Origin of the sequence: Salmonella sp. SAL04202 (assembly GCF_046550775.1) — a bacterium.
In the GTDB taxonomy this organism is placed as follows: Bacteria; Pseudomonadota; Gammaproteobacteria; order Enterobacterales; family Enterobacteriaceae; genus Salmonella; species Salmonella enterica.
Genome location: NZ_JBGDXK010000002.1, coordinates 627,492 through 648,254, shown reverse-complemented (window position 1 = coordinate 648,254; position 20,763 = coordinate 627,492). Strand labels below are relative to the sequence as shown.

The window sequence follows — 20,763 nt, the reverse complement described above, 5'->3', positions numbered from 1 at the left end:
GCGTGGTGAATGTGCCGGAGAGCGCGGGTATGACGGGTTAACGCTTAAACGTCACGGCTTCCGGCTGGGTCAGGTGCAGCGTCGTCTGGCTCGGCACCGTCTCGGCAATCACCCGCCCGTGGCGAATCGAGTAACGGGCAGGCGTCTGGCGACGTACCGCATCGAATCCATTCTCAGCGGGTAAGATAACCAGATTCGCGGCATTGCCGACGCTCAGACCGTAGTCCTGTAAATGCAGGGTTTTTGCGCTGTGGGTAGTGATTAGATTTAACCCGTCGTTGATTTGCCCATACCCCATCAACTGGCAAACGTGTAACCCCATATGCAACACCTGCAGCATATTGGCGGTGCCTAATGGATACCACGGGTCGAAGACGTCATCATGGCCAAAGCAGACGTTGATCCCCGCTTCCAGCATTTCTTTCACCCGCGTGACGCCACGACGTTTCGGGTAAGTGTCAAACCGTCCTTGCAGATGAATATTCACCAGCGGGTTGGCGACGAAGTTAATCCCCGACATTTTCAACAGGCGGAACAGGCGTGACGCATACGCGCCGTTGTACGAGTGCATAGCCGTGGTGTGGCTGGCGGTCACGCGCGCCCCCATGCCATCACGATGCGCCAGCGCCGCGACCGTTTCGACAAAGCGAGACTGCTCGTCATCAATTTCGTCGCAGTGCACATCGATCAAGCGATCGTATTTCTGCGCCAGTGCAAAGATTTTGTGCAGCGATTCAACGCCATATTCCCGCGTGAACTCAAAGTGCGGAATGGCACCAATAACGTCAGCGCCCAAACGCACGGCTTCCTCTAACAGCGCTTCACCGTTGGGATAAGACAGAATACCTTCTTGCGGAAAGGCGACGATTTGTAGGTCTACCCACGGCGCAACCTCTTGCTTCACTTCCAGCATGGCTTTCAGCGCGGTGAGCGTAGGATCTGAAACGTCAACGTGAGTACGAACGTACTGGATGCCGTTAGCCATCTGCCATTTCAGGGTCTGCATCGCGCGCGCTTTCACATCTTCATGCGTGAGCATTGCTTTACGTTCTGCCCAGCGTTCAATCCCTTCAAACAGTGTGCCGGACTGGTTCCAGCTCGGTTCACCCGCCGTTTGCGTGGTATCCAGGTGGATATGTGGCTCAACAAACGGTGGAATAGCCAGACCGCCTTCGGCATCAAGCACTTCGCCCTGCGGTAACGATGCGGCTTCCTGAGGCTCAATCCGGCTAAAGCGCCCGTTTTCAATCGTAATCTGCCATAATCCTTCGTGTCCCTGCAGACGCGCCTGACGAATGGTGATGTTATTGTTCTGCATGGCTGACCTCTGGTGATTTAGCAAGGCTGCGGTTGAAAAGTGGACTCAGCAGGATATAGCTGAAGACGCCGCCGAGTACGGCGTTGACGGGCACAATACCAGGAACATAATGTCCGGCGGCGATGCCCAGCGCGACGGAAAGAATAGCAATCCAGTTAACGGGAATAAAGCGCACGGTGTTGAAGTCGGCATAGCGGCGGCGGTTCAACAGATAGTCGGCAATAATCACTCCGCCAATCGGTGGGATGGCAGATGACAGGAACGTCAGCCAGCCGACAAAATTATTGTAAAGCCACAGCGCGCACACGGTACCGATAATCCCGTTCACCACCGACAGCGTACGGCTGGAAAGACCGGTAATATTGGCGAAGCCCAGACCCGATGCGTACAGCGCGTTATCGTTGGTGGTCCAGATATTCAGGCCAAGCACCACAATCGCGGGCAGCAGCAGCCCCTGCGCTATCATCACGTCAGAGATATCCGCCTGACCGACGGCGGCAGCGCCTGCCGCGCCAAAGATAAACATCAGCGAGTTGCCGAGGAAAAAAGCGACCATCGCAATCAGTACGGCGCTTTTGGCATGACGCCCGAAGCGGACGAAGTCGGCGGTCAATGTACCAGCGCTGACAAACGAGCCCACCACCAGCGCCAGCGCGCTGGAAAAATCCAGCGGCGTCTGCGGCACTATCGTTTTTAAATGCTCCAGCCCACCCACGCCGCTGACCGCCAGCCAGACGGAGTAGCTGCCCAGAATAACGATCGCGGGTACGGCAACGATAGACAAAATGGTCAGCGCCGAGATGCCGAAAAAAATGGTCAGGGTCATCAGTAGACCCGAAACGGCAATCAGGATATTGGCATCAATGCCCGTCGCTTTACTGACCGGAATAGCGAACATCGCTACGCCAACGCCAAACCAGCCTACCTGTGTGCCGCCAAGCAGCAAGGAGGGAAGCCATGAGCCTTTAACGCCAAAGGAGTAACGTGCAAGGAGGTGGGTGGAGAGTCCGGTTTTTGCGCCGATGTAGCCAAGAAATGCAGTGTAGATACCGAGGAGGAGATTACCGAAGAGAACTGCGAGGAAGAAATCATTATAAGAAAGACCGGTGCCGAGTGTCCCTCCGGTCCACATACTGGCGGAAAAAAACGTTAAACCCAACATGACAAACGTCAGTGGAATCACGCCCTTCCGCGCCGCCAGAGGGACGGGGCCCTGGCTATAATTGTTGTCCTGCGACACAACGCCTCCATGAATTTTGCCCAAAAAATCCGCCGCATAATATACAGTTCTCAGAATAAAGCAAACGTTTTCGTATGATATTTTTTTTGATAATTATTCATGGCATTAATGGTTCGTTAGTTTTTCTCCGTTGTCAGTGAGCCACCGCGTGTGAGTTGAGTTTCCAGCATGGTTTGCGAACGAATAAGTTCGTCTGTGAGTAATTTTTCGTCGGGCAACTGCACTTTGTACTCGCTCGCCATGATGGTGTTTGGCAGGCCAGTCAGCGCGTAATGCGCTTCCCCCGCGCCTTTCCCTGCGCACAAAACCAGGCCGACTGGCGGGTTTTCTCCGGGCATTGTCCAGTGTTCTTTGGCATAGTTCAGGTACATATTCATCTGCCCGGCATCCGCATAACCGAATTTGCCTACCTTCAGGTCAACGAGCAACAGGCAGCGCAAGCGACGATGGAAGAACAGCAGATCAACGCGGAACCAGCTATCGTCTATGCGTAGTCGGCGTTGGCGGCCAACAAAAGCAAAATCGTCACCAAGCTCCAGCATAAAGTCCATCAGGTGGCTGAGCAGCGCGTCTTCGAGATCTGATTCGGAATACTCGTCCTTCAGGTTAAGAAATTCCAGAATGAACGGGTCGCGTATGGCTTGCTCCGGCAAAACGTTTGGCTCGGCGGGTGCAGGTTGCTGCAACATGGCGGATTTGTCGTGGGACAGTAGCGTTCGTTCGTAAAACTGAGTGGCGATTTGCCTGTCGAGCTGCCGTACGGACCAGCCGTTACGTAGCGTCTCTTTCTCGTAAAAAGTGCGGGCATCGGGATTTTTTACCGACAAGAGGCGGACATACGCTGACCAGGGAAGAGGGAATGTTTTGGCGAGCGGTATGAGATTTGAAGATTCCGCAGACAGTGTCTGCGGAATTTCAATGTGTTGAAAACAAAGATAAAATGTACGAATTTGCCATAGGTTTCTGGTGGAAAAACCGCGCTTATAGCGCTGACTTAAATCTACCGATAATCGTTCGATAAGCTGGGTGCCATAGGCCGCTCGCGCTTCTCCTCCCTGTTCAAATTCGACAATACGTCGGCCAATTTCCCAGTAGGTGGCAGTCATAATGGCATTGATGCTGCGCACGGTCTCGGTACGTGCCGTATCGACCAGACGAATAATACCGTCATGAATTTGCTGATATTCATCAGACTGTGGCGCTAAAGTTGGATTCGTCATGTCATCCCTTACGTGATAGTTTCATTGTGAAATTAGAACGCTATCAATACGCTTCAGGCGTAAACGGATCAATCTATGAACGGATTTTACATGACATTACATCTCGATTTACGAGCGGGTTTCCAGAATCGGCAGGAGAGATATTGAGGAGAGGAATATCGGCTCCCCAGCCATCAGCACAAGGCATTAACCGGGGAGCCGGAAGGGTTATACTTCGAGGTAGTTCATAATCCCGTCAGCCGCTTTACGGCCTTCCGCAATCGCCGTCACCACCAGATCGGAACCGCGCACGATGTCGCCACCGGCGAAGATTTTCGGGTTGCTGGTCTGGAAAGCATTATCGCTGCGTTCCGGCGCGATAATTCGTCCCTGCGAGTCCAGTTCCACGCTGTGTTTCGCCAGCCATTCCATGCTGTGTGGACGAAAACCAAACGCCATCACCACCGCATCAGCCGGAACCACATGCTCGGAACCGGCGACGATCTCCGCCCGTCGACGGCCTTGGGCATCCGGTTCGCCCATTTCAGTGCGCACCATTTTTACGCCGCTCACTTTGCCGTTGGCATTGACTTCAATGCCCAGCGGTTGAACGTTAAACTGAAACTCGACACCTTCCTCGCGCGCGTTTTTCACTTCGCGTCTGGAACCCGGCATGTTCTCTTCATCACGACGATAAGCACAGGTTACGTGCGTTGCACCCTGACGAATGGAGGTACGTACGCAGTCCATTGCGGTATCGCCGCCGCCCAGCACCACCACGCGCTTTCCTTCCATGCTGACATATGGTTCGTCGCTGGTTTCGCCAAACCCCATGATCTGCTTCGTATTGGCGATCAGGAACGGCAGAGCGTCGAAAACCCCGTCCGCATCTTCATTTTCCAGCCCGCCGCGCATCGACTGATAGGTGCCGACGCCAAGGAATACCGCATCGTAATCTTTCAGCAGATCTTCAAGCTGTACATCACGACCCACTTCGGTATTAAGTTTGAACTCAATACCCATGCCGGTGAAGATCTCGCGACGACGGGTCATCACCTCTTTTTCCAGTTTGAAAGCTGGAATACCGAAGGTCAGCAGGCCGCCGATTTCCGGATGGCGATCAAAGACCACCGCCTTCACGCCGTTGCGGGTCAGCACGTCGGCGCACGCCAGCCCTGCCGGACCTGCGCCGATAATCGCTACCCGTTTGTCCGTCTGGCGCACGCCGGTCATATCCGGGCGCCAGCCCATTTCAAACGCTTTATCGTTGATATAGCGCTCAATGTTACCGATGGTCACTGCGCCGAACTCATCGTGCAGCGTACAGGAGCCTTCGCACAGGCGGTCCTGCGGGCAGACGCGGCCACACACTTCCGGCAGGGTGTTGGTCTGGTGCGATAGCTCAGCCGCCTCAAAAATACGCCCTTCGTTAGCCAGTTTCAGCCAGTTCGGGATGTAGTTATGTACCGGACATTTCCACTCGCAGTAGGGGTTCCCGCAGGACAAACAGCGATCCGCCTGGGCTTTCGCCTGACCTTCAGAAAACGGTTCGTAGATTTCAACAAACTCGATCTTACGGATCTTCAGCGGTTTCTTCGGCGGATCAACGCGCTGCAGGTCGATAAATTGATAAACATTCTGGCTCATTTCAATTCCTTACTGCGCCTGCACGCGCAATTCTGCCGCACTACGACTACGGTGGCCCAACAGGGCTTTGACATCGCTGGACTTGGGCTTAACTAACGCGAATTGGGTTGAGAAGCTTGACCACCTGGACAGGATCTCTTCGCCGCGTTGCGAACCAGTATGCTGCACGTGCTCGGTGATCAGACCGCGCAGATGCTCTTCGTGGATAGCCAGCGAATCAACGTCCAGTACTTCTACCAGTTCCGGGTTCACGCGTTTACGGAATTCGCCATCTTCGTCCAGCACATAGGCGAAGCCGCCGGTCATCCCCGCGCCGAAGTTAACGCCGGTTTTACCCAACACGCAGACGATGCCGCCGGTCATGTATTCACAGCCGTTGTCGCCGATGCCCTCTACTACGGTAATCGCCCCGGAGTTACGCACGCCGAAACGTTCGCCCGCGCGGCCCGCCGCGTACAGACGGCCACCGGTGGCTCCATACAGGCAGGTGTTGCCGATAATGCTGGCTTTATGACTGAGGAAGGCGGAACCTACCGGTGGTTTGATGGCAATCAAACCGCCTGCCATACCTTTACCGACATAGTCGTTGGCATCGCCAGTCAGATATAACTCTACGCCGCCCGCGTTCCACACGCCAAAGCTCTGGCCTGCGGTACCGCTGAAGTGTGCTTTAATCGGATCGGAAGCCAGCCCCTGATCGCCGTGGGTCTGTGCGATGTAGCCGGAAAGCGACGCGCCGACGGAACGGTCGGTGTTGCGGATGTCGAACCAGAAGGTTTTGCTCTGGCGCGCATCGACAAACGGTTTCGCCTGCTGCAACAGTTGCGCATTCAGCACGCCGTTATCAAACGGCGGGTTATTCTCGGTGCAGTACAGCGCTTTACCCGGATGAGGTTCAGCGGTTTCCAGTAGACGAGACAGCGCCAGCTTCTGCTGTTTAGCGGTGAAGCCCTCCAGCTCTTTCAGCAGGTCGGTGCGGCCAATCAAATCCACCAGGCGGGTCACGCCAAGCGAAGCCATCAGCTCGCGCACTTCGCGGGCGATAAATTCAAAGTAGTTGGTTACTTTGAACGGCAGGCCGTGATAGTGGTTCTTACGCAGTTTTTCATCCTGCGTCGCCACGCCGGTTGCGCAGTTGTTCAGATGGCAAATGCGCAGGTATTTACAGCCCAGCGCCACCATCGGGCCGGTGCCGAAGCCGAAACTTTCCGCACCGAGAATCGCCGCTTTAATGATGTCGACGCCGGTTTTCAGACCGCCGTCCACCTGCAGACGAATCTTGTGACGCAGACCGTTGGCGACCAGCGCCTGCTGGGTTTCAACAAGTCCGAGTTCCCACGGGCAGCCAGCATATTTCACCGAAGAGAGCGGGCTGGCGCCGGTACCGCCGTCGTAACCGGCGATAGTAATCAGATCCGCATAGGCTTTCGCCACGCCGGTCGCGATGGTGCCGACGCCCGGTTCGGACACCAGCTTCACGGAGATCATCGCCTTCGGGTTGACCTGTTTGAGGTCGAAAATGAGCTGCGCTAAGTCCTCGATAGAGTAAATATCGTGGTGCGGCGGCGGGGAGATCAGCGTCACGCCCGGCACTGAATAGCGCAGTTTAGCGATATACGGAGTGACTTTATCCCCCGGCAACTGACCGCCTTCGCCCGGTTTCGCGCCCTGCGCGACTTTAATCTGAATCACATCGGCATTGACCAGGTAGGCCGGCGTCACGCCAAAGCGACCGGAGGCCACCTGTTTGATACGCGACACTTTATTGGTGCCGTAGCGCGCCGGGTCTTCGCCGCCTTCGCCGGAGTTGGAGTTGCCGCCGAGGCTGTTCATCGCTTCCGCCAGCGCTTCGTGCGCTTCCGGACTTAATGCGCCGATAGACATGGCTGCGGTATCAAAGCGTTTAAACAGCTCACTGGCGGGCTCAACCTCGTCGATAGTCACCGCCTCGCCGTCTGGATGTATCGCCAGCAGATCGCGCAGCGTTGCCGCCGGACGCTCATTGACCAGTTTGGCGTATTCCTGATAATCGCTGTATTCGCCGCTCTGTACCGCCTGTTGCAGGGTACGCACGACATCCGGGTTATAGGCGTGATATTCGCCGCCGTGGACGTACTTCAGCAGGCCGCCCGGGCTAATGGGTTTGCGCGCCAGCCAGGCGCGTTTGGAGAGATTCAGCAGATCCTGCTGGAAGTCATCAAAGCTCGCGCCGCCGATACGGCTGACCACGCCCTGGAAGCACAGGTTTACCACATCATCGTGCAGCCCGACCGCTTCAAACAGTTTGGAGCAGCGGTAAGAGGCAATGGTCGAAATGCCCATTTTGGACATAATCTTGTACAGCCCCTTGTTGATGCCGTTACGGTAGTTCTGCATCACGGTACGGTAGTTTTTAGCGATGGCCTGGGTATCAATCAGGCGCCCCAGCGTTTCGTAGGCCAGGTACGGATAGATGGCCGTTGCGCCAAAGCCGAGCAGTACCGCAAAGTGATGCGGATCGCGGGCGCTTCCGGTTTCTACGATGATGTTGGCGTCGCAGCGCAGGCTTTGTTCTACCAGACGCGTTTGCACCGCGCCCACCGCCATCGGCGCGGGGACCGGCAGGCGATTCTTACCGATATTGCGATCCGAGAGGACCAGCAGCACGGTGCCGTTGCGCACCATCTGTTCCGCTTTATCGCACAGCGCCTTAACCGTCGCGTTCAGTGTGGTTTCGGTCACGTCGAAGGTGATATCCAGACGGTCAGCGCGATAATGCTCCTCTTTCATGGTGGTGAGCTGTTTGAAATCGGAGTACAGCAGAATTGGCGATTTAAAACTCAGGCGATGGGCCTGACCTTCCGCTTCGCAGAAGACGTTCATTTCGCGACCGATGCTGGTGGCGAGCGACATGACGTGCGCTTCACGCAGCGGGTCGATAGGCGGGTTAGTGACCTGCGCGAACTGCTGGCGGAAGTAGTCGTAAATAATACGCGGCTGGCTGGAGAGCACGGCAAAGGGGGTATCGTCGCCCATTGAACCGACGGCTTCCTGGCCGTTTTCGCCCAAAACGCGGATAACCGAGTCCAGCTCTTCGGCGCTGTAGTTAAACTGTTTCTGATAGCTGGCGAGCAGGTCATCGTCCAGTTCGCGGCTACCGACTTCTTCATCAGGCAGCTCTTCAAACGGCACCAGACGGCGAACATTCTTTTCCATCCACGCTTTATACGGATGGCGGCTTTTCAGATCGTCATCGGTTTCCGCGGAATGCAGAATACGTCCGCCGCGGGTGTCGATCACCATCAGCTCGCCTGGGCCGACGCGGCCTTTCTCGACCACTTCATCCGGCTGATAGTCCCAGATACCGACTTCGGAGGCGCAGGTGATCAGCTTATCTTTGGTAATGACGTAGCGCGCCGGGCGCAGGCCGTTACGGTCAAGGTTACAGGCGGCGAAGCGCCCGTCGGACATCACGATGCCTGCCGGACCGTCCCACGGCTCCATATGCATGGAGTTAAAGTCAAAGAAGGCGCGCAGATCCTGGTCCATATCCGGGTTGTTCTGCCAGGCGGGCGGCACCAACAGGCGCATGGCGCGGATAATGTCCATCCCGCCTGCCAGCAGCAGTTCCAGCATGTTGTCCAGCGAGCTGGAATCCGAACCGGTTTCGTTAACAAACGGCGCAGCGGACTGTAAATCCGGGATCAGCGGCGTCTGGAATTTATAGGTACGGGCGCGCGCCCACTGGCGGTTGCCGGTGATGGTGTTAATCTCGCCGTTATGCGCCAGGTAGCGGAACGGCTGCGCCAGCGGCCAACGCGGCACGGTGTTAGTGGAAAAGCGCTGGTGGAACAGGCAGATGGCCGATTCCAGACGCAGATCCGCAAGATCCAGGTAGAAGCGCGGCAGATCCGCCGGCATACATAGACCTTTATAAATGTTGACCAGGTTCGACAGGCTGCATACGTAGAAATCTTTGTCGTCCTGCAGACGTTTTTCAATGCGTCGGCGGGCGATAAACAGACGGCGCTCCATATCACGCGGACGCCAGCCTGCCGGAGCGTTGACAAAAATCTGCTCAATACGCGGCAGAGAGGAGAGGGCGATTTCACCGAGCACGCCTTCATTGGTTGGCACATCGCGCCAGCCGACAATCGACAGGGTTTCCTGCTGTAATTCTTCTTCGACAATATGGCGTGACGCGGCGGCCAGTTCAGGATCTTTATTCAAAAAGATCATCCCGACGGCGTAGTTTTTGGCTAAGCGCCAGCCGCGCTCTTCGGCCACGATGCGAAAGAAACGGTCAGGTTTTTGTAACAGCAAGCCGCAACCGTCGCCGGTTTTACCGTCGGCAAGGATCGCGCCACGGTGCTGCATCCGGGCCAGCGCGTGTATGGCGGTACGCACTACCTTGTGGCTAGGTTCGCCTTCTATGTGGGCGATCAGGCCGAAACCACAGTTATCCTTCTCAAGGGATTTATCGTACAACATATCAGTGAACCTCCCCAGGCTCTACGGGACGCTCTCCCAACCGACGGCGCGCGGGCACAGCAAGAGCATGGCGACGGGGCTGGCGCATCATACGCTTACCTCGCATTCGCCCTCTTTGTGTCCTTTGCGCATTGGTAAATACGGTTAAGAGGGAATCTCAATTACTGCATAAATATGATGAGCAGACGGCTCATCCAGAAAGCTTCCAGCGGATCCCCAACTTATCGGGAATCCACACCCAGGTCAAATGGCAAACTGATTTATGCAAAAGTGTGCTGTAGCACAGATAACTTTTTGAATCTGTTGAAATTAAAAGGTTTTTTATAGAAGGGCTGCTAATACGGAGCGGCAGAAAGCCTGTGATCTGTCTCACTATAAGAGCCGCTCGCCAGACGTTATCTGACCTTGCTTTTTCAAAAATATTGGCATTTTATGCTGTTTTAAGCGTGAGCAGTATTGAATGCTACTGTTTTTATCGATGACCCAGCAAACGCTGAAAAAAGAGGGGAATATCAGGAAAAATCATCAGCGGGATTATGAATGAAATATCGTTTATTTTGCTTGATTATGCAATGGATAAAAGCCTTCCGGGACGATTGATCCAGGTCATCGCCAAAGGAGACTAAAAATGGCAGGCTTTGGCCTCTTTTTAAGAGGCGGTCTATCAGATTATGCAGTTACAGAAATTAGTCAATATGTTTGGTGGGGATCTTTTACGTCGGTATGGGCAAAAGGTTCATAAGCTGACGCTTCATGGCGGTTTTAGCTGCCCTAACCGCGACGGCACCATCGGGCGTGGCGGTTGCACCTTCTGTAATGTCGCCTCTTTTGCCGATGAGGCGCAGCAGCATCATTCGATTGCCGAGCAGCTTGCGCATCAGGCGCATCTGGTGAACCGCGCTAAACGCTATCTGGCCTATTTCCAGGCCTACACCAGCACCTTTGCAGAAGTGCAGGTGCTGCGTTCCATGTATCAACAGGCGGTCAGCCAGGCCAGTATCGTCGGGTTATGCGTCGGTACGCGTCCGGATTGTGTCCCGCAGGCAGTAGTAGATTTACTGTGTGAATATAAAGATCAAGGCTACGAGGTGTGGCTGGAACTGGGATTGCAAACCGCACACGATAAAACCCTGCGCCGAATTAACCGCGGGCATGACTTCGCCTGCTATCAGCGTACCACCCGGATTGCCCGGGAGCGCGGGCTGAAAGTGTGCGCGCATCTGATTGTGGGGCTGCCGGGCGAAGGGCAGGCAGAATGCCTGCAAACCATGGAGCGTGTGGTGGAGACGGGCGTTGACGGTATTAAACTGCATCCGCTGCATATTGTGAAAGGCAGTACGATGGCCAAAGCCTGGGAAGCGGGGCGGCTGAACGGCATCGAACTGGACGACTACACGCTAACGGCAGGTGAGATGATTCGTCATACGCCGCCGGAGGTAATTTATCACCGAATTTCAGCCAGCGCTCGCCGTCCGACGCTGCTTGCCCCGCTGTGGTGCGAGAATCGCTGGACGGGGATGGTTGAGCTGGACAAATACCTGAATGAGCATGGCGTGCAGGGCTCTGCGCTGGCCCGTCCCTGGATACCACCTGTAGCGTAGCGTGATGAGGGGCGCTACGCATATTTCGCACAATATTCAACGCGGTTCCCATAATTGGGTATTATGTGCGAAGTTGTGGTGAAGGAATCCTCTATGAAGCAAATTCGTATGCTGGCGCAATACTATGTCGACCTGATGATGAAATTGGGTCTGGTGCGCTTTTCCATGCTCCTGGCGTTGGCATTGGTGGTGCTGGCGATTGTCGTGCAGATGGCGGTGACCATGGTGCTGCATGGTCAGGTTGAAAGTATCGACGTTATTCGTTCCATCTTTTTTGGCCTGTTAATTACGCCCTGGGCGGTCTATTTCTTATCCGTTGTTGTTGAACAACTGGAAGAGTCAAGGCAGCGACTGTCGCGTCTGGTGCAAAAGCTGGAGGAGATGCGCGAGCGCGATCTCAAGCTTAACGTACAGTTGAAGGACAATATTGCCCAGCTTAATCAGGAAATTGCCGATCGCGAAAAAGCGGAAGCGGAGCTGCAAGAGACATTTGAACAGCTAAAAGTAGAAATTAAAGAGCGTGAAGAAGCGCAAATCCAGCTAGAACAGCAATCCTCTTTTCTGCGCTCCTTTCTGGACGCCTCGCCGGATTTGGTTTTTTATCGTAATGAGGATAAAGAATTTTCCGGCTGTAACCGCGCAATGGAATTGCTAACCGGCAAGAGCGAAAAACAGCTGGTGCATTTGAAGCCGGAAGATGTGTACTCTCCCGAAGCGGCGGAGAAAGTCATTGAAACCGATGAAAAAGTATTCCGCCATAACGTCTCCCTGACCTACGAACAGTGGCTGGATTACCCGGACGGACGAAAGGCCTGCTTTGAAATTCGTAAAGTGCCTTATTACGACCGTGTCGGTAAACGTCATGGCCTGATGGGATTTGGTCGTGATATTACCGAACGTAAGCGTTATCAGGACGCGCTGGAACGCGCCAGCCGCGACAAGACCACATTTATCTCTACCATCAGTCATGAGCTGCGCACCCCGCTTAACGGCATCGTCGGTTTAAGCCGCATCCTGCTGGATACCGATCTCACCGCCGAACAGGAAAAATACCTTAAGACAATCCATGTCTCCGCCGTGACGTTAGGCAATATTTTCAATGATATCATTGATATGGATAAGATGGAGCGGCGTAAGGTTCAGCTTGATAACCAACCGGTTGATTTCACCAGCTTTATGGCCGATCTGGAAAACCTTTCCGGTTTGCAGGCGCAGCAAAAAGGGCTACGTTTTGTGCTTGAGCCGACGCTGCCGCTGCCGCACAAAGTCATTACCGACGGAACGCGTCTGCGCCAGATTTTATGGAATTTGATCAGCAATGCGGTGAAGTTTACTCAGCAGGGCCAGGTGACGGTGCGGGCGCGCTATGATGAAGGCGACATGCTGCACTTTGAAGTGGAAGATTCCGGGATCGGCATTCCGCAGGATGAGCAGGATAAAATTTTCGCCATGTATTATCAGGTAAAAGACAGTCATGGCGGTAAACCGGCGACGGGGACCGGTATCGGGCTGGCGGTCTCCCGTCGGCTGGCGAAAAATATGGGCGGCGATATTACTGTTTCCAGTCTGCCGGGCAAAGGATCGACCTTTACGCTAACGGTTCATGCGCCAGCGGTGGCGGAAGAGGTGGAGGACGCCTTTGATGAAGACGACATGCCGCTGCCCGCGCTGCATGTTCTGCTGGTCGAAGATATTGAACTGAACGTGATCGTGGCGCGTTCGGTACTGGAAAAACTGGGTAACAGCGTGGATGTCGCGATGACCGGCAAGGCGGCGCTGGAGATGTTCGCGCCAGGCGAATATGACCTGGTCTTACTGGATATTCAGCTACCGGATATGACGGGTCTGGATATTGCCAGAGAACTGACCCGTCGCCACACGCGGGAAGATTTACCGCCGCTGGTAGCGCTTACGGCTAACGTTCTGAAAGATAAAAAAGAGTATCTGGACGCTGGTATGGACGATGTGCTGAGTAAGCCGCTGTCGGTGCCGGCCTTAACCGCGATGATTAAAAAATTCTGGGATGCCACCGATAAAGAGGAGAGTACCGTGACGCCTGAAGAGAGCGATAAAGCGCAAGCGCTGCTGGATATCCCGATGCTGGAACAGTACATCGAGTTGGTTGGGCCTAAATTGATCACCGACGGTCTCGCGGTGTTTGAAAAAATGATGCCTGGCTATTTAAGCGTGCTGGAGTCCAATCTGACGGCGCGTGACAAAAAAGGCGTTGTTGAGGAAGGGCATAAGATTAAAGGCGCCGCCGGTTCGGTAGGGCTGCGTCATCTGCAACAACTTGGCCAGCAAATCCAGTCGCCGGATCTTCCCGCCTGGGAAGATAATGTCGCGGAATGGATTGAAGAGATGAAGCAGGAGTGGCAGCACGATGTCGCGGTGCTGAAAGCCTGGGTGGCAAACGCGGAAAAAAAATGACCCCGGTTTGACCGGGGTGCGCGAATACTGCGCCAACACCAGGGAAATCGTGGCTGCGCCGTGCTTATTATGATGATGTCAAAGGCGCAGTCCTGTTTTCAGGCCGCACGCAGTTAAGATAGCAAATCCTAAATGATTTGTTACATGAATCATTTAAATGTGTGAAGCGTAGCATTTTAATCAAAATTATTAATGGGCTTGAGTCGGTTGCAGGAGGATGTTCACCATGAAAAAAATTGGCGTAGTGCTCAGCGGATGCGGCGTCTATGACGGCGCCGAAATTCATGAGGCCGTTCTGACGCTGTTGGCCATTGCCCGCAGCGGCGCGCAGGCTGTCTGCTTCGCGCCGGATAAACCACAAGCGGATGTTATTAATCACCTGACCGGCGAAGCGATGGCGGAAACGCGTAACGTTCTGATTGAGGCGGCGCGTATTACGCGGGGCGATATTCGTCCCCTGTCCCAGGCTCAACCAGAGGAACTGGATGCGCTCATTGTGCCTGGTGGTTTCGGCGCGGCGAAGAACCTGAGTAATTTCGCCAGCCAGGGGAGCGAATGCCGGGTGGATAGCGATGTCGTCGCGCTGGCGAAGGCCATGCACCAGTCCGGCAAGCCGCTGGGATTCATCTGTATCGCGCCCGCAATGTTGCCGAAAATCTTTGACTTCCCGCTACGTCTGACAATAGGGACGGATATTGATACCGCTGAAGTACTTGAAGAGATGGGCGCCGAACACGTACCTTGCCCGGTTGATGATATCGTTGTGGACGAGGATAACAAGGTCGTGACCACCCCTGCCTATATGCTGGCGCAGGATATCGCTCAGGCGGCAAGCGGCATTGATAAATTAGTGTCGCGCGTGCTGGTTCTGGCGGAATGAGCAAACGACGCATCGCGCCGTTAACGTTTTTGCGCCGTCTACTTTTACGTATCCTTGCTGCGCTCGCCGTCTTTTGGGGCGGCGGCATTGCGCTGTTTAGCGTGGTTCCGGTGCCTTTTTCGGCGGTGATGGCGGAACGGCAGATTAGCGCCTGGCTCGGCGGAGAGTTCGGTTATGTGGCGCATTCTGACTGGGTCAGTATGGCGGATATCTCGCCGTGGATGGGGCTGGCGGTAATTGCGGCGGAAGACCAGAAGTTCCCTGAGCACTGGGGCTTTGATGTTCCGGCGATTGAAAAAGCGCTGGCGCATAATGAGCGGAATGAGAGCCGTATTCGCGGCGCCTCTACGCTTTCGCAGCAAACGGCGAAAAATCTCTTTTTATGGGATGGACGCAGTTGGCTGCGCAAAGGTCTGGAGGCCGGGCTAACGCTGGGCATTGAAACTGTCTGGAGCAAAAAGCGCATCCTCACGGTTTATCTGAATATCGCGGAGTTTGGCGATGGTATTTTTGGCGTGGAGGCTGCGGCACAACGGTATTTTCATAAACCCGCCAGTCGCTTGAGTATGTCTGAAGCCGCGTTGCTGGCGGCGGTATTGCCAAATCCGTTACGCTATAAGGCGAATGCGCCTTCCGGCTATGTGCGTAGCCGGCAGGCGTGGATTATGCGCCAGATGCGCCAACTGGGCGGGGAATCTTTTATGACGCGCAACCAGCTTAATTAATTTTGTCGAATGGCGGCGCGAACGCCTTATCCGGCCTGCGATCTGTGTCGTCCAGGCCTGATAAGCACAGGTCATTAAGCTTAGTGAGAAGTAAGCGCCAGCCGTTTCTTGTCTTTTGGCTGCGCGTCCCTCTCCAGGGCAACGGCCAGCGCAGGCTGGGCGATAAACCGCTGCCACACTCTCTCCAGTTTGCGTTCACAGCACCATGTTGACCAGGTCGCCAGCGGGATAAAGGTACTTTCCCCCAGATTGTCGCAAACCACCGGAACCACTTCTGACTCGCTGATACGCTGGCACAGGATATTTTGCGGCTTCAGCGACATCGTCACAATATGGTTATCCAGCAGGTAACGTTTCAGTTTTTTCAGTAGCCGCCGCAGGACAGCGACATCCTCTTCATAACGACATTGCGCGGCGAACTCGGTCAGGGTAATAGAGGGCGCGCCGTTGAAATCGGTAATCATGTCGTAGACATAGCCGGTGCCGCAATCGGTTTCTACCGTGCCGTAATAACGGGGGATAGCGCTCCAGTCCGTCAGGTAGCGGGACAGATGCGCATAGTAGCTCAGTTCACGCCGAATCTCTTTATCACCGCCGTGGTCACGGTTGTAAATAACTTTTATGCAACGCCGGGCATTATCCGGATGCGTATAGCATTTACGATGTCGACCGGCGCCCAGCGGAGTCTGTTCGGATAAAAGGATCATGGCAAGTCCTGGAAAAATTTATTCACATAAATTTAGTATGGACAAAGAACTTAAACAAAACTTAAACGAAATTTTTTAAGGTTTTCTTAATGTTTTTATGCATAGGTAAAGCGCACGAAATGTACAAATATTACGAAAGAGTGGGGCTGCGGGACAAGTGGCAGGCAGGCGTAACACGCCCGGTTTTGGGGTGACTGTCATCAAATACCGGGACGGCGTTGGGGGAAATAAGGTATAGAGGGGGAGGTTTAGTCTTCGTCAAAGCCGGAATTGAACAGCGCGATAACCGCCGCCAGCGCTTCAACTTCTTGCGGGCCGGTGGCTTCAATTTCGATCTGACGCCCTTTGGCGGAGTCGAGCATTAACAGCGCGATGACGCTGTTTGCTTCCGCTTCGGTGCCTTCGTCATTGCGTAATAGCACCTCGGCGTCAAAACCCTGCATCAGTTCGAAAAGCTTCATGGCAGGCCGGGCATGCATGCCCAGCTTATTGGTGACTTCAACAGTTTGCTTTACGGTCATGTTTTGCGTTTTTCCAGCGTGCGATGGCGAGACTGGACATTTTTACCGCGCGAGCGGAAGTAGTCTGCCAGCTGTTCTGCAATATACACCGAACGGTGTTTCCCGCCGGTACAACCGATAGCGACGGTAAGGTAGCTGCGGTTGTTGGTCTCCAGCATCGGTAACCATAGCTCAAGATAGCTGCGAGTCTGATAGATAAAATTGTGAACTTCTGTGTGTCGGTCAAGAAACGCGGCTACCGGCTTATCAAGCCCGGTCATGGGGCGCAGTTTTGGGTCCCAGTGCGGGTTGGGCAGAAAGCGGACATCGAACACATAGTCCGCATCAATCGGGATACCATGTTTAAAGCCGAAGGACTCAAATACCATCGTCAGTTCGCGCTCGCGTTTGCCCAACAGCCGGGTACGCAGCATCTCCGCCAGCTCATGGACGGACATTTCTGAAGTGTCGACGATCAGATCCGCACGTGAGCGTAACGGCTCCAGCAAGTCACTCTCTTTATCGATCGCACTCTCTAAAGAAAGATTTTTGCTGGAAAGCGGATGCAAACGGCGCGTGTCGCTGTAGCGGCGAATCAAGGTATTGCGGTCGGCATCAAGAAACAGCAATTGCGGCGAGAAAGCGCCAGGCAGATTATTCATCGCCTGTTCAAAAATCTCAGGTGATTCAGGCATATTGCGCACATCAATGCTGACGGCGGCGGAAATCTGGCGATCGGCCAGCGTTCGCGCCAGATCGGGCAACAGCACGACGGGGAGGTTATCCACGCAGTAAAATCCCATATCTTCCAGCGCGCGCAGAGCGACAGATTTACCTGATCCGGAACGCCCGCTGACGATCATCAGTACCATGTACCGTTTCTCCTCACAACGACAGAAATAAATGCCATTGAGTTGTTATGCCTCATTCTGCTCACCTTCGGTGTCAGTAATGATTTGATACAGCTCTTCATCATTCAGCGCCGCGCGCAGGCGGCGGCAGATCGTTTTATCCGCCAGACGTTTCGCCACCAGCGACAGCGTGTGCAGATGCGTTTTAGTTTGATCGGCGGGCACCAGCAGGGCGAAGAGGAGATCGACCGGCTGGTTATCGATGGCGTCGAACGCGATCGGCGTTTCGAGCTGAACGAACACGCCGACGGCGCGTAAGGTATCTTCTTCCAGTTTCCCGTGCGGGATGGCGATACCATTACCAATACCGGTACTGCCCATTTTTTCGCGTGTCAGAATGGCTTCAAACACGACCTGAGGAGGTAAACTGAGCTGTTTTGCCGCCAGTTCGCTGATGATTTCCAGCGCGCGTTTCTTACTCTGACAATGAACGCCGCTACGCGTACACTCCTGGTTAAGTACACTGCTCAGTTGTAGAGTCGTATCGTTATTTATCATAATTTCACCTAAGAACCTGTCCTGTCAGGTTGATGGCCAGGTTCGGAGCGCTAACTGTACAAATGGCCCGTTGTGTCACACAACAGGCCGTCCTGCACTGGCTAACTGCCCGGACAATTAGTGTTGTTTCAGTTTATCTTTATGCCTGGTTAACTGCCTTGCCAGTTTATCAATCAAGCCGTCAATGGCGGCATACATATCCTGGCCTTCCGCGCTGGCGTGAATTTCGCCGCCGTTAACGTGTAGCGTCGCATCCGAGATATGCGTGACCTTCTCCACTTTCAACACCACGTATACCTGATTAATCCGCTCAAAATACTGTTCAAGTTTGGCGAATTTTGTCGTCACAAATTCACGCAGGGCTTCAGTAATTTCGACATTATGTCCGGTGATATTGAGCTGCATAGTGTCTTCCTTATCGGTTGGGTCAAACCAGCTGTTTGCGTTGGTTTGACGGCGGAATGGATAAAGACTCTCGGTACTTCGCAACAGTGCGGCGCGCCACCATGATACCTTGTTCTGACAGCAGAGAGGTTAACTTGCTGTCGCTCAGTGGTTTCGCGGGGTTTTCCGCCGCAATTAACTTCTTCACCAGCGCGCGAATCGCGGTGGAAGAGGCTTCGCCTCCGCCTTCGGTATTGACGTGGCTGGAAAAGAAATATTTGAGTTCAAAAATACCGCGCGGGCTGTGCAAATACTTCTGCGTGGTCACGCGGGATATAGTGGATTCGTGCATCTCGACGGCCTGGGCGATATCCGCCAGTACCATCGGTTTCATATATTCTTCGCCCTGTTCAAAAAAGGCTTGCTGTTGCTCGACGATGCAGCGACTGACGCGCAGCAGCGTGTCGTTGCGGCTTTCAAGGCTTTTTATCAGCCATTTCGCATCCTGTAAATTACTGCGGATGAACTGGCTGTCGGCATCGTTGCGCGCGCTATTGCACATGGCGGCATAGTGCTGGTTAATCTGTAAACGGGGAATACTGTCGCTATTAAGCTCCACCGTCCAGCGACCGTTATGCTTGCGTACCAGCACATCCGGGATAACGTACTCCGGCTCGCCGGTCTGGATCGATTGACCGGGTCTGGGATCGAGCGACTGAATCAGGTTTACCGCCTCTTTCAGCACCTCTTCTTTCAGTCGGGTAACGCGCATCAACGTGCGGAAATCGTGGTTGGCCAGCAGATCAAGGTGATCGCAGATAATAAGCCGCGCCTCTTCCAGCCACGGCGTGGATTTGTCGAATTGTGAAAGCTGGATCAGCAGACAGTCGCGAAGATCTTTTGCCGCGACGCCTACCGGATCAAAACGCTGAATACGCTTCAGGACGGCTTCAACCTCATCGAGATCCACCTCTACATCGCCCATGCTTTCGCGAATTTCGTCCAGGGATACGGTGAGATAGCCGGTATCATCTACCGCGTCGACAATGGATGTCGCAATAGCGCGATCGGTGTCCGAGAAGGGCGTTAGCTCAACCTGCCACATCAGATAATCCTGCAACGACTGCGTCGTTTCGCCCTGATAGACAGGCAGCTCATCGTCGATATAATCGCCGCTGGGGCCGGACGGCGTCCCGGCGGTGTAAATTTCATCCCAACTGGCGTCAAGCGGCAGCTCTTCCGGCATCTCTTTTTGTTCGAGCGCGTCGGCGGTATCGAGAGGATCGTTATCCTGAGGTTGCTGAGTGTCGATTTCGTCATGAAGATCGGTTTGCTCAAGCAGCGGGTTATTTTCCAGCGCTTGCTGGAGTTCCTGCTGAAGTTCCAGCGTAGACAACTGCAACAGACGGATGGCCTGTTGTAGCTGAGGCGTCATCGCCAGTTGTTGGCTAAGCCTGAGTTGCAAACCTTGCTTCATATTCAGAGTCGTTTTCTCCCGCTAGAGCAGCATAGCCCTCTACCCTATCAGAGTCTGAAGTCTTCCCCAAGATATACACGCTTAACGTGTTCGTCTTGCAGGATTTCTGTCGGCGTACCGTGGGCAATAAGGTGGCCCTGGCTCACGATATAGGCACGTTCACAGACTGCCAGCGTCTCACGGACGTTATGGTCGGTGATCAGCACGCCGAGCCCGCTATCGCGCAGATGCTCGATAATGCGTTTGATGTCGATAACGGAAATCGGGTCAACGCCGGCAAAGGGTTCATCCAGCAGGATAAATTTGGGATTAGCGGCCAACGCGCGGGCAATTTCTACACGACGGCGTTCACCACCGGACAACGCCTGTCCCATGCTGTCGCGCAGATGCTCAATATGAAACTCTTCCATCAGCTCGTTGGCGCGGTCTTCTCGCTGTTCTGCGGTCAAATCGTCACGAATTTGCAGTACCGCCATCAGGTTATCAAATACGCTGAGACGGCGGAAAATAGAGGCTTCCTGCGGCAAATAGCCGATACCGCGGCGCGCGCGCGCGTGCAGCGGCAGCAGACTGATATCTTCATCATCGATGATGATATTGCCCGCGTCACGCGGCACGATACCGACGACCATATAAAAGGTGGTGGTTTTACCCGCGCCGTTTGGACCGAGCAGCCCGACAATCTCCCCGGAGTTAACGGTCAGACTGACATCTTCCACTACGCGACGGCCTTTATAGGCCTTCGCCAGATTCTTTGCAGTTAATGTTGCCATAAC

The 20,763-nt window shown here is 54.3% G+C and carries 16 protein-coding genes; 4 read left to right on the top strand and 12 right to left on the bottom strand.

What is annotated here, in order from left to right; translation table 11 throughout:
- Positions 1-37 precede the first annotated feature (37 nt).
- The 5 genes from ACLJQJ_RS13430 to gltB form a co-directional block, all read right to left on the bottom strand.
- Positions 38-1,318: a cytosine deaminase gene (locus ACLJQJ_RS13430; RefSeq protein WP_001180674.1), complete on the bottom strand. Its 1,281-nt coding sequence runs from the start codon at positions 1,316-1,318 to the stop codon at positions 38-40.
- Positions 1,305-2,558 carry a cytosine permease gene (gene codB, locus ACLJQJ_RS13425; protein ID WP_063809195.1) on the bottom strand — a complete coding sequence of 418 codons (1,254 nt, stop codon included), beginning with the start codon at positions 2,556-2,558 and terminating at the stop codon, positions 1,305-1,307. Before codB ends, ACLJQJ_RS13430 begins: the two co-directional genes overlap by 14 nt.
- A gap of 116 nt (positions 2,559-2,674) precedes the next feature.
- Positions 2,675-3,778, bottom strand: coding sequence for a YhcG family protein (locus ACLJQJ_RS13420; protein WP_000184305.1), 1,104 nt, complete (start codon positions 3,776-3,778; stop codon positions 2,675-2,677).
- Between the two features lie 207 nt (positions 3,779-3,985).
- Entirely contained in the window at positions 3,986-5,404 is a 1,419-nt protein-coding gene (gltD, locus tag ACLJQJ_RS13415; protein WP_000081637.1) for a glutamate synthase subunit GltD, read from the bottom strand.
- A 9-nt stretch (positions 5,405-5,413) separates the two neighbouring features.
- Entirely contained in the window at positions 5,414-9,874 is a 4,461-nt protein-coding gene (gene gltB, locus ACLJQJ_RS13410; protein ID WP_063809194.1) for a glutamate synthase large subunit, read from the bottom strand.
- Between the two features lie 671 nt (positions 9,875-10,545).
- Here gltB and ACLJQJ_RS13405 point away from each other — a divergent pair.
- From ACLJQJ_RS13405 to mtgA, 4 genes are all read left to right on the top strand, one after another.
- A complete protein-coding gene (locus ACLJQJ_RS13405; protein WP_001176887.1) occupies positions 10,546-11,475 on the top strand; it encodes a TIGR01212 family radical SAM protein in 930 nt (309 codons plus the stop codon).
- Positions 11,476-11,568: 93 nt separating this feature from the next.
- Positions 11,569-13,905 (top strand): aerobic respiration two-component sensor histidine kinase ArcB, encoded by a 2,337-nt coding sequence (gene arcB, locus ACLJQJ_RS13400; RefSeq protein WP_000809819.1) that lies wholly within the window; start codon positions 11,569-11,571, stop codon positions 13,903-13,905.
- 226 nt (positions 13,906-14,131) lie between these two features.
- Positions 14,132-14,785: an isoprenoid biosynthesis glyoxalase ElbB gene (elbB, locus tag ACLJQJ_RS13395; protein ID WP_000719811.1), complete on the top strand. Its 654-nt coding sequence runs from the start codon at positions 14,132-14,134 to the stop codon at positions 14,783-14,785.
- A complete protein-coding gene (mtgA, locus tag ACLJQJ_RS13390; RefSeq protein WP_000044646.1) occupies positions 14,782-15,510 on the top strand; it encodes a monofunctional biosynthetic peptidoglycan transglycosylase in 729 nt (242 codons plus the stop codon). The genes elbB and mtgA overlap by 4 nt, the downstream gene beginning before the upstream one ends.
- An 80-nt stretch (positions 15,511-15,590) precedes the next feature.
- On the opposite strand, the gene yrbL is transcribed toward mtgA, so the two are convergent.
- The 7 genes from yrbL to lptB form a co-directional block, all read right to left on the bottom strand.
- Positions 15,591-16,217 (bottom strand): PhoP regulatory network protein YrbL, encoded by a 627-nt coding sequence (yrbL, locus tag ACLJQJ_RS13385; RefSeq protein WP_050067919.1) that lies wholly within the window; start codon positions 16,215-16,217, stop codon positions 15,591-15,593.
- A 248-nt stretch (positions 16,218-16,465) separates the two neighbouring features.
- Positions 16,466-16,738 carry a PTS phosphocarrier protein NPr gene (npr, locus tag ACLJQJ_RS13380; protein WP_000216797.1) on the bottom strand — a complete coding sequence of 91 codons (273 nt, stop codon included), beginning with the start codon at positions 16,736-16,738 and terminating at the stop codon, positions 16,466-16,468.
- Positions 16,735-17,589, bottom strand: coding sequence for an RNase adapter RapZ (gene rapZ / locus ACLJQJ_RS13375; protein ID WP_000243749.1), 855 nt, complete (start codon positions 17,587-17,589; stop codon positions 16,735-16,737). The genes npr and rapZ overlap by 4 nt, the downstream gene beginning before the upstream one ends.
- A gap of 45 nt (positions 17,590-17,634) precedes the next feature.
- Positions 17,635-18,126, bottom strand: coding sequence for a PTS IIA-like nitrogen regulatory protein PtsN (ptsN, locus tag ACLJQJ_RS13370; protein WP_000609332.1), 492 nt, complete (start codon positions 18,124-18,126; stop codon positions 17,635-17,637).
- A gap of 117 nt (positions 18,127-18,243) precedes the next feature.
- Positions 18,244-18,531 (bottom strand): ribosome hibernation promoting factor, encoded by a 288-nt coding sequence (gene hpf, locus ACLJQJ_RS13365; RefSeq protein ID WP_001176589.1) that lies wholly within the window; start codon positions 18,529-18,531, stop codon positions 18,244-18,246.
- A gap of 22 nt (positions 18,532-18,553) precedes the next feature.
- Positions 18,554-19,987, bottom strand: coding sequence for an RNA polymerase factor sigma-54 (gene rpoN / locus ACLJQJ_RS13360; protein ID WP_000809020.1), 1,434 nt, complete (start codon positions 19,985-19,987; stop codon positions 18,554-18,556).
- A gap of 47 nt (positions 19,988-20,034) precedes the next feature.
- A complete protein-coding gene (gene lptB / locus ACLJQJ_RS13355; RefSeq protein WP_000224104.1) occupies positions 20,035-20,760 on the bottom strand; it encodes an LPS export ABC transporter ATP-binding protein in 726 nt (241 codons plus the stop codon).
- Positions 20,761-20,763: the final 3 nt, after the last annotated feature.

Excerpts from the sequence above, each read along its gene's own strand:
- gltD (WP_000081637.1), bottom strand. The coding sequence starts at position 5,404 with ATGAGCCAGAATGTTTATCAATTTATCGACCTGCAGCGCGTTGATCCG.
- lptB (WP_000224104.1), bottom strand. The coding sequence starts at position 20,760 with ATGGCAACATTAACTGCAAAGAATCTGGCGAAGGCCTATAAAGGCCGT.
- ptsN (WP_000609332.1), bottom strand. The coding sequence starts at position 18,126 with ATGATAAATAACGATACGACTCTACAACTGAGCAGTGTACTTAACCAG.
- ACLJQJ_RS13420 (WP_000184305.1), bottom strand. The coding sequence starts at position 3,778 with ATGACGAATCCAACTTTAGCGCCACAGTCTGATGAATATCAGCAAATT.
- ACLJQJ_RS13430 (WP_001180674.1), bottom strand. The coding sequence starts at position 1,318 with ATGCAGAACAATAACATCACCATTCGTCAGGCGCGTCTGCAGGGACAC.
- ACLJQJ_RS13405 (WP_001176887.1), top strand. The coding sequence starts at position 10,546 with ATGCAGTTACAGAAATTAGTCAATATGTTTGGTGGGGATCTTTTACGT.
- rpoN (WP_000809020.1), bottom strand. The coding sequence starts at position 19,987 with ATGAAGCAAGGTTTGCAACTCAGGCTTAGCCAACAACTGGCGATGACG.
- mtgA (WP_000044646.1), top strand. The coding sequence starts at position 14,782 with ATGAGCAAACGACGCATCGCGCCGTTAACGTTTTTGCGCCGTCTACTT.
- yrbL (WP_050067919.1), bottom strand. The coding sequence starts at position 16,217 with ATGATCCTTTTATCCGAACAGACTCCGCTGGGCGCCGGTCGACATCGT.
- rapZ (WP_000243749.1), bottom strand. The coding sequence starts at position 17,589 with ATGGTACTGATGATCGTCAGCGGGCGTTCCGGATCAGGTAAATCTGTC.
- hpf (WP_001176589.1), bottom strand. The coding sequence starts at position 18,531 with ATGCAGCTCAATATCACCGGACATAATGTCGAAATTACTGAAGCCCTG.
- elbB (WP_000719811.1), top strand. The coding sequence starts at position 14,132 with ATGAAAAAAATTGGCGTAGTGCTCAGCGGATGCGGCGTCTATGACGGC.
- arcB (WP_000809819.1), top strand. The coding sequence starts at position 11,569 with ATGAAGCAAATTCGTATGCTGGCGCAATACTATGTCGACCTGATGATG.
- gltB (WP_063809194.1), bottom strand. The coding sequence starts at position 9,874 with ATGTTGTACGATAAATCCCTTGAGAAGGATAACTGTGGTTTCGGCCTG.
- npr (WP_000216797.1), bottom strand. The coding sequence starts at position 16,738 with ATGACCGTAAAGCAAACTGTTGAAGTCACCAATAAGCTGGGCATGCAT.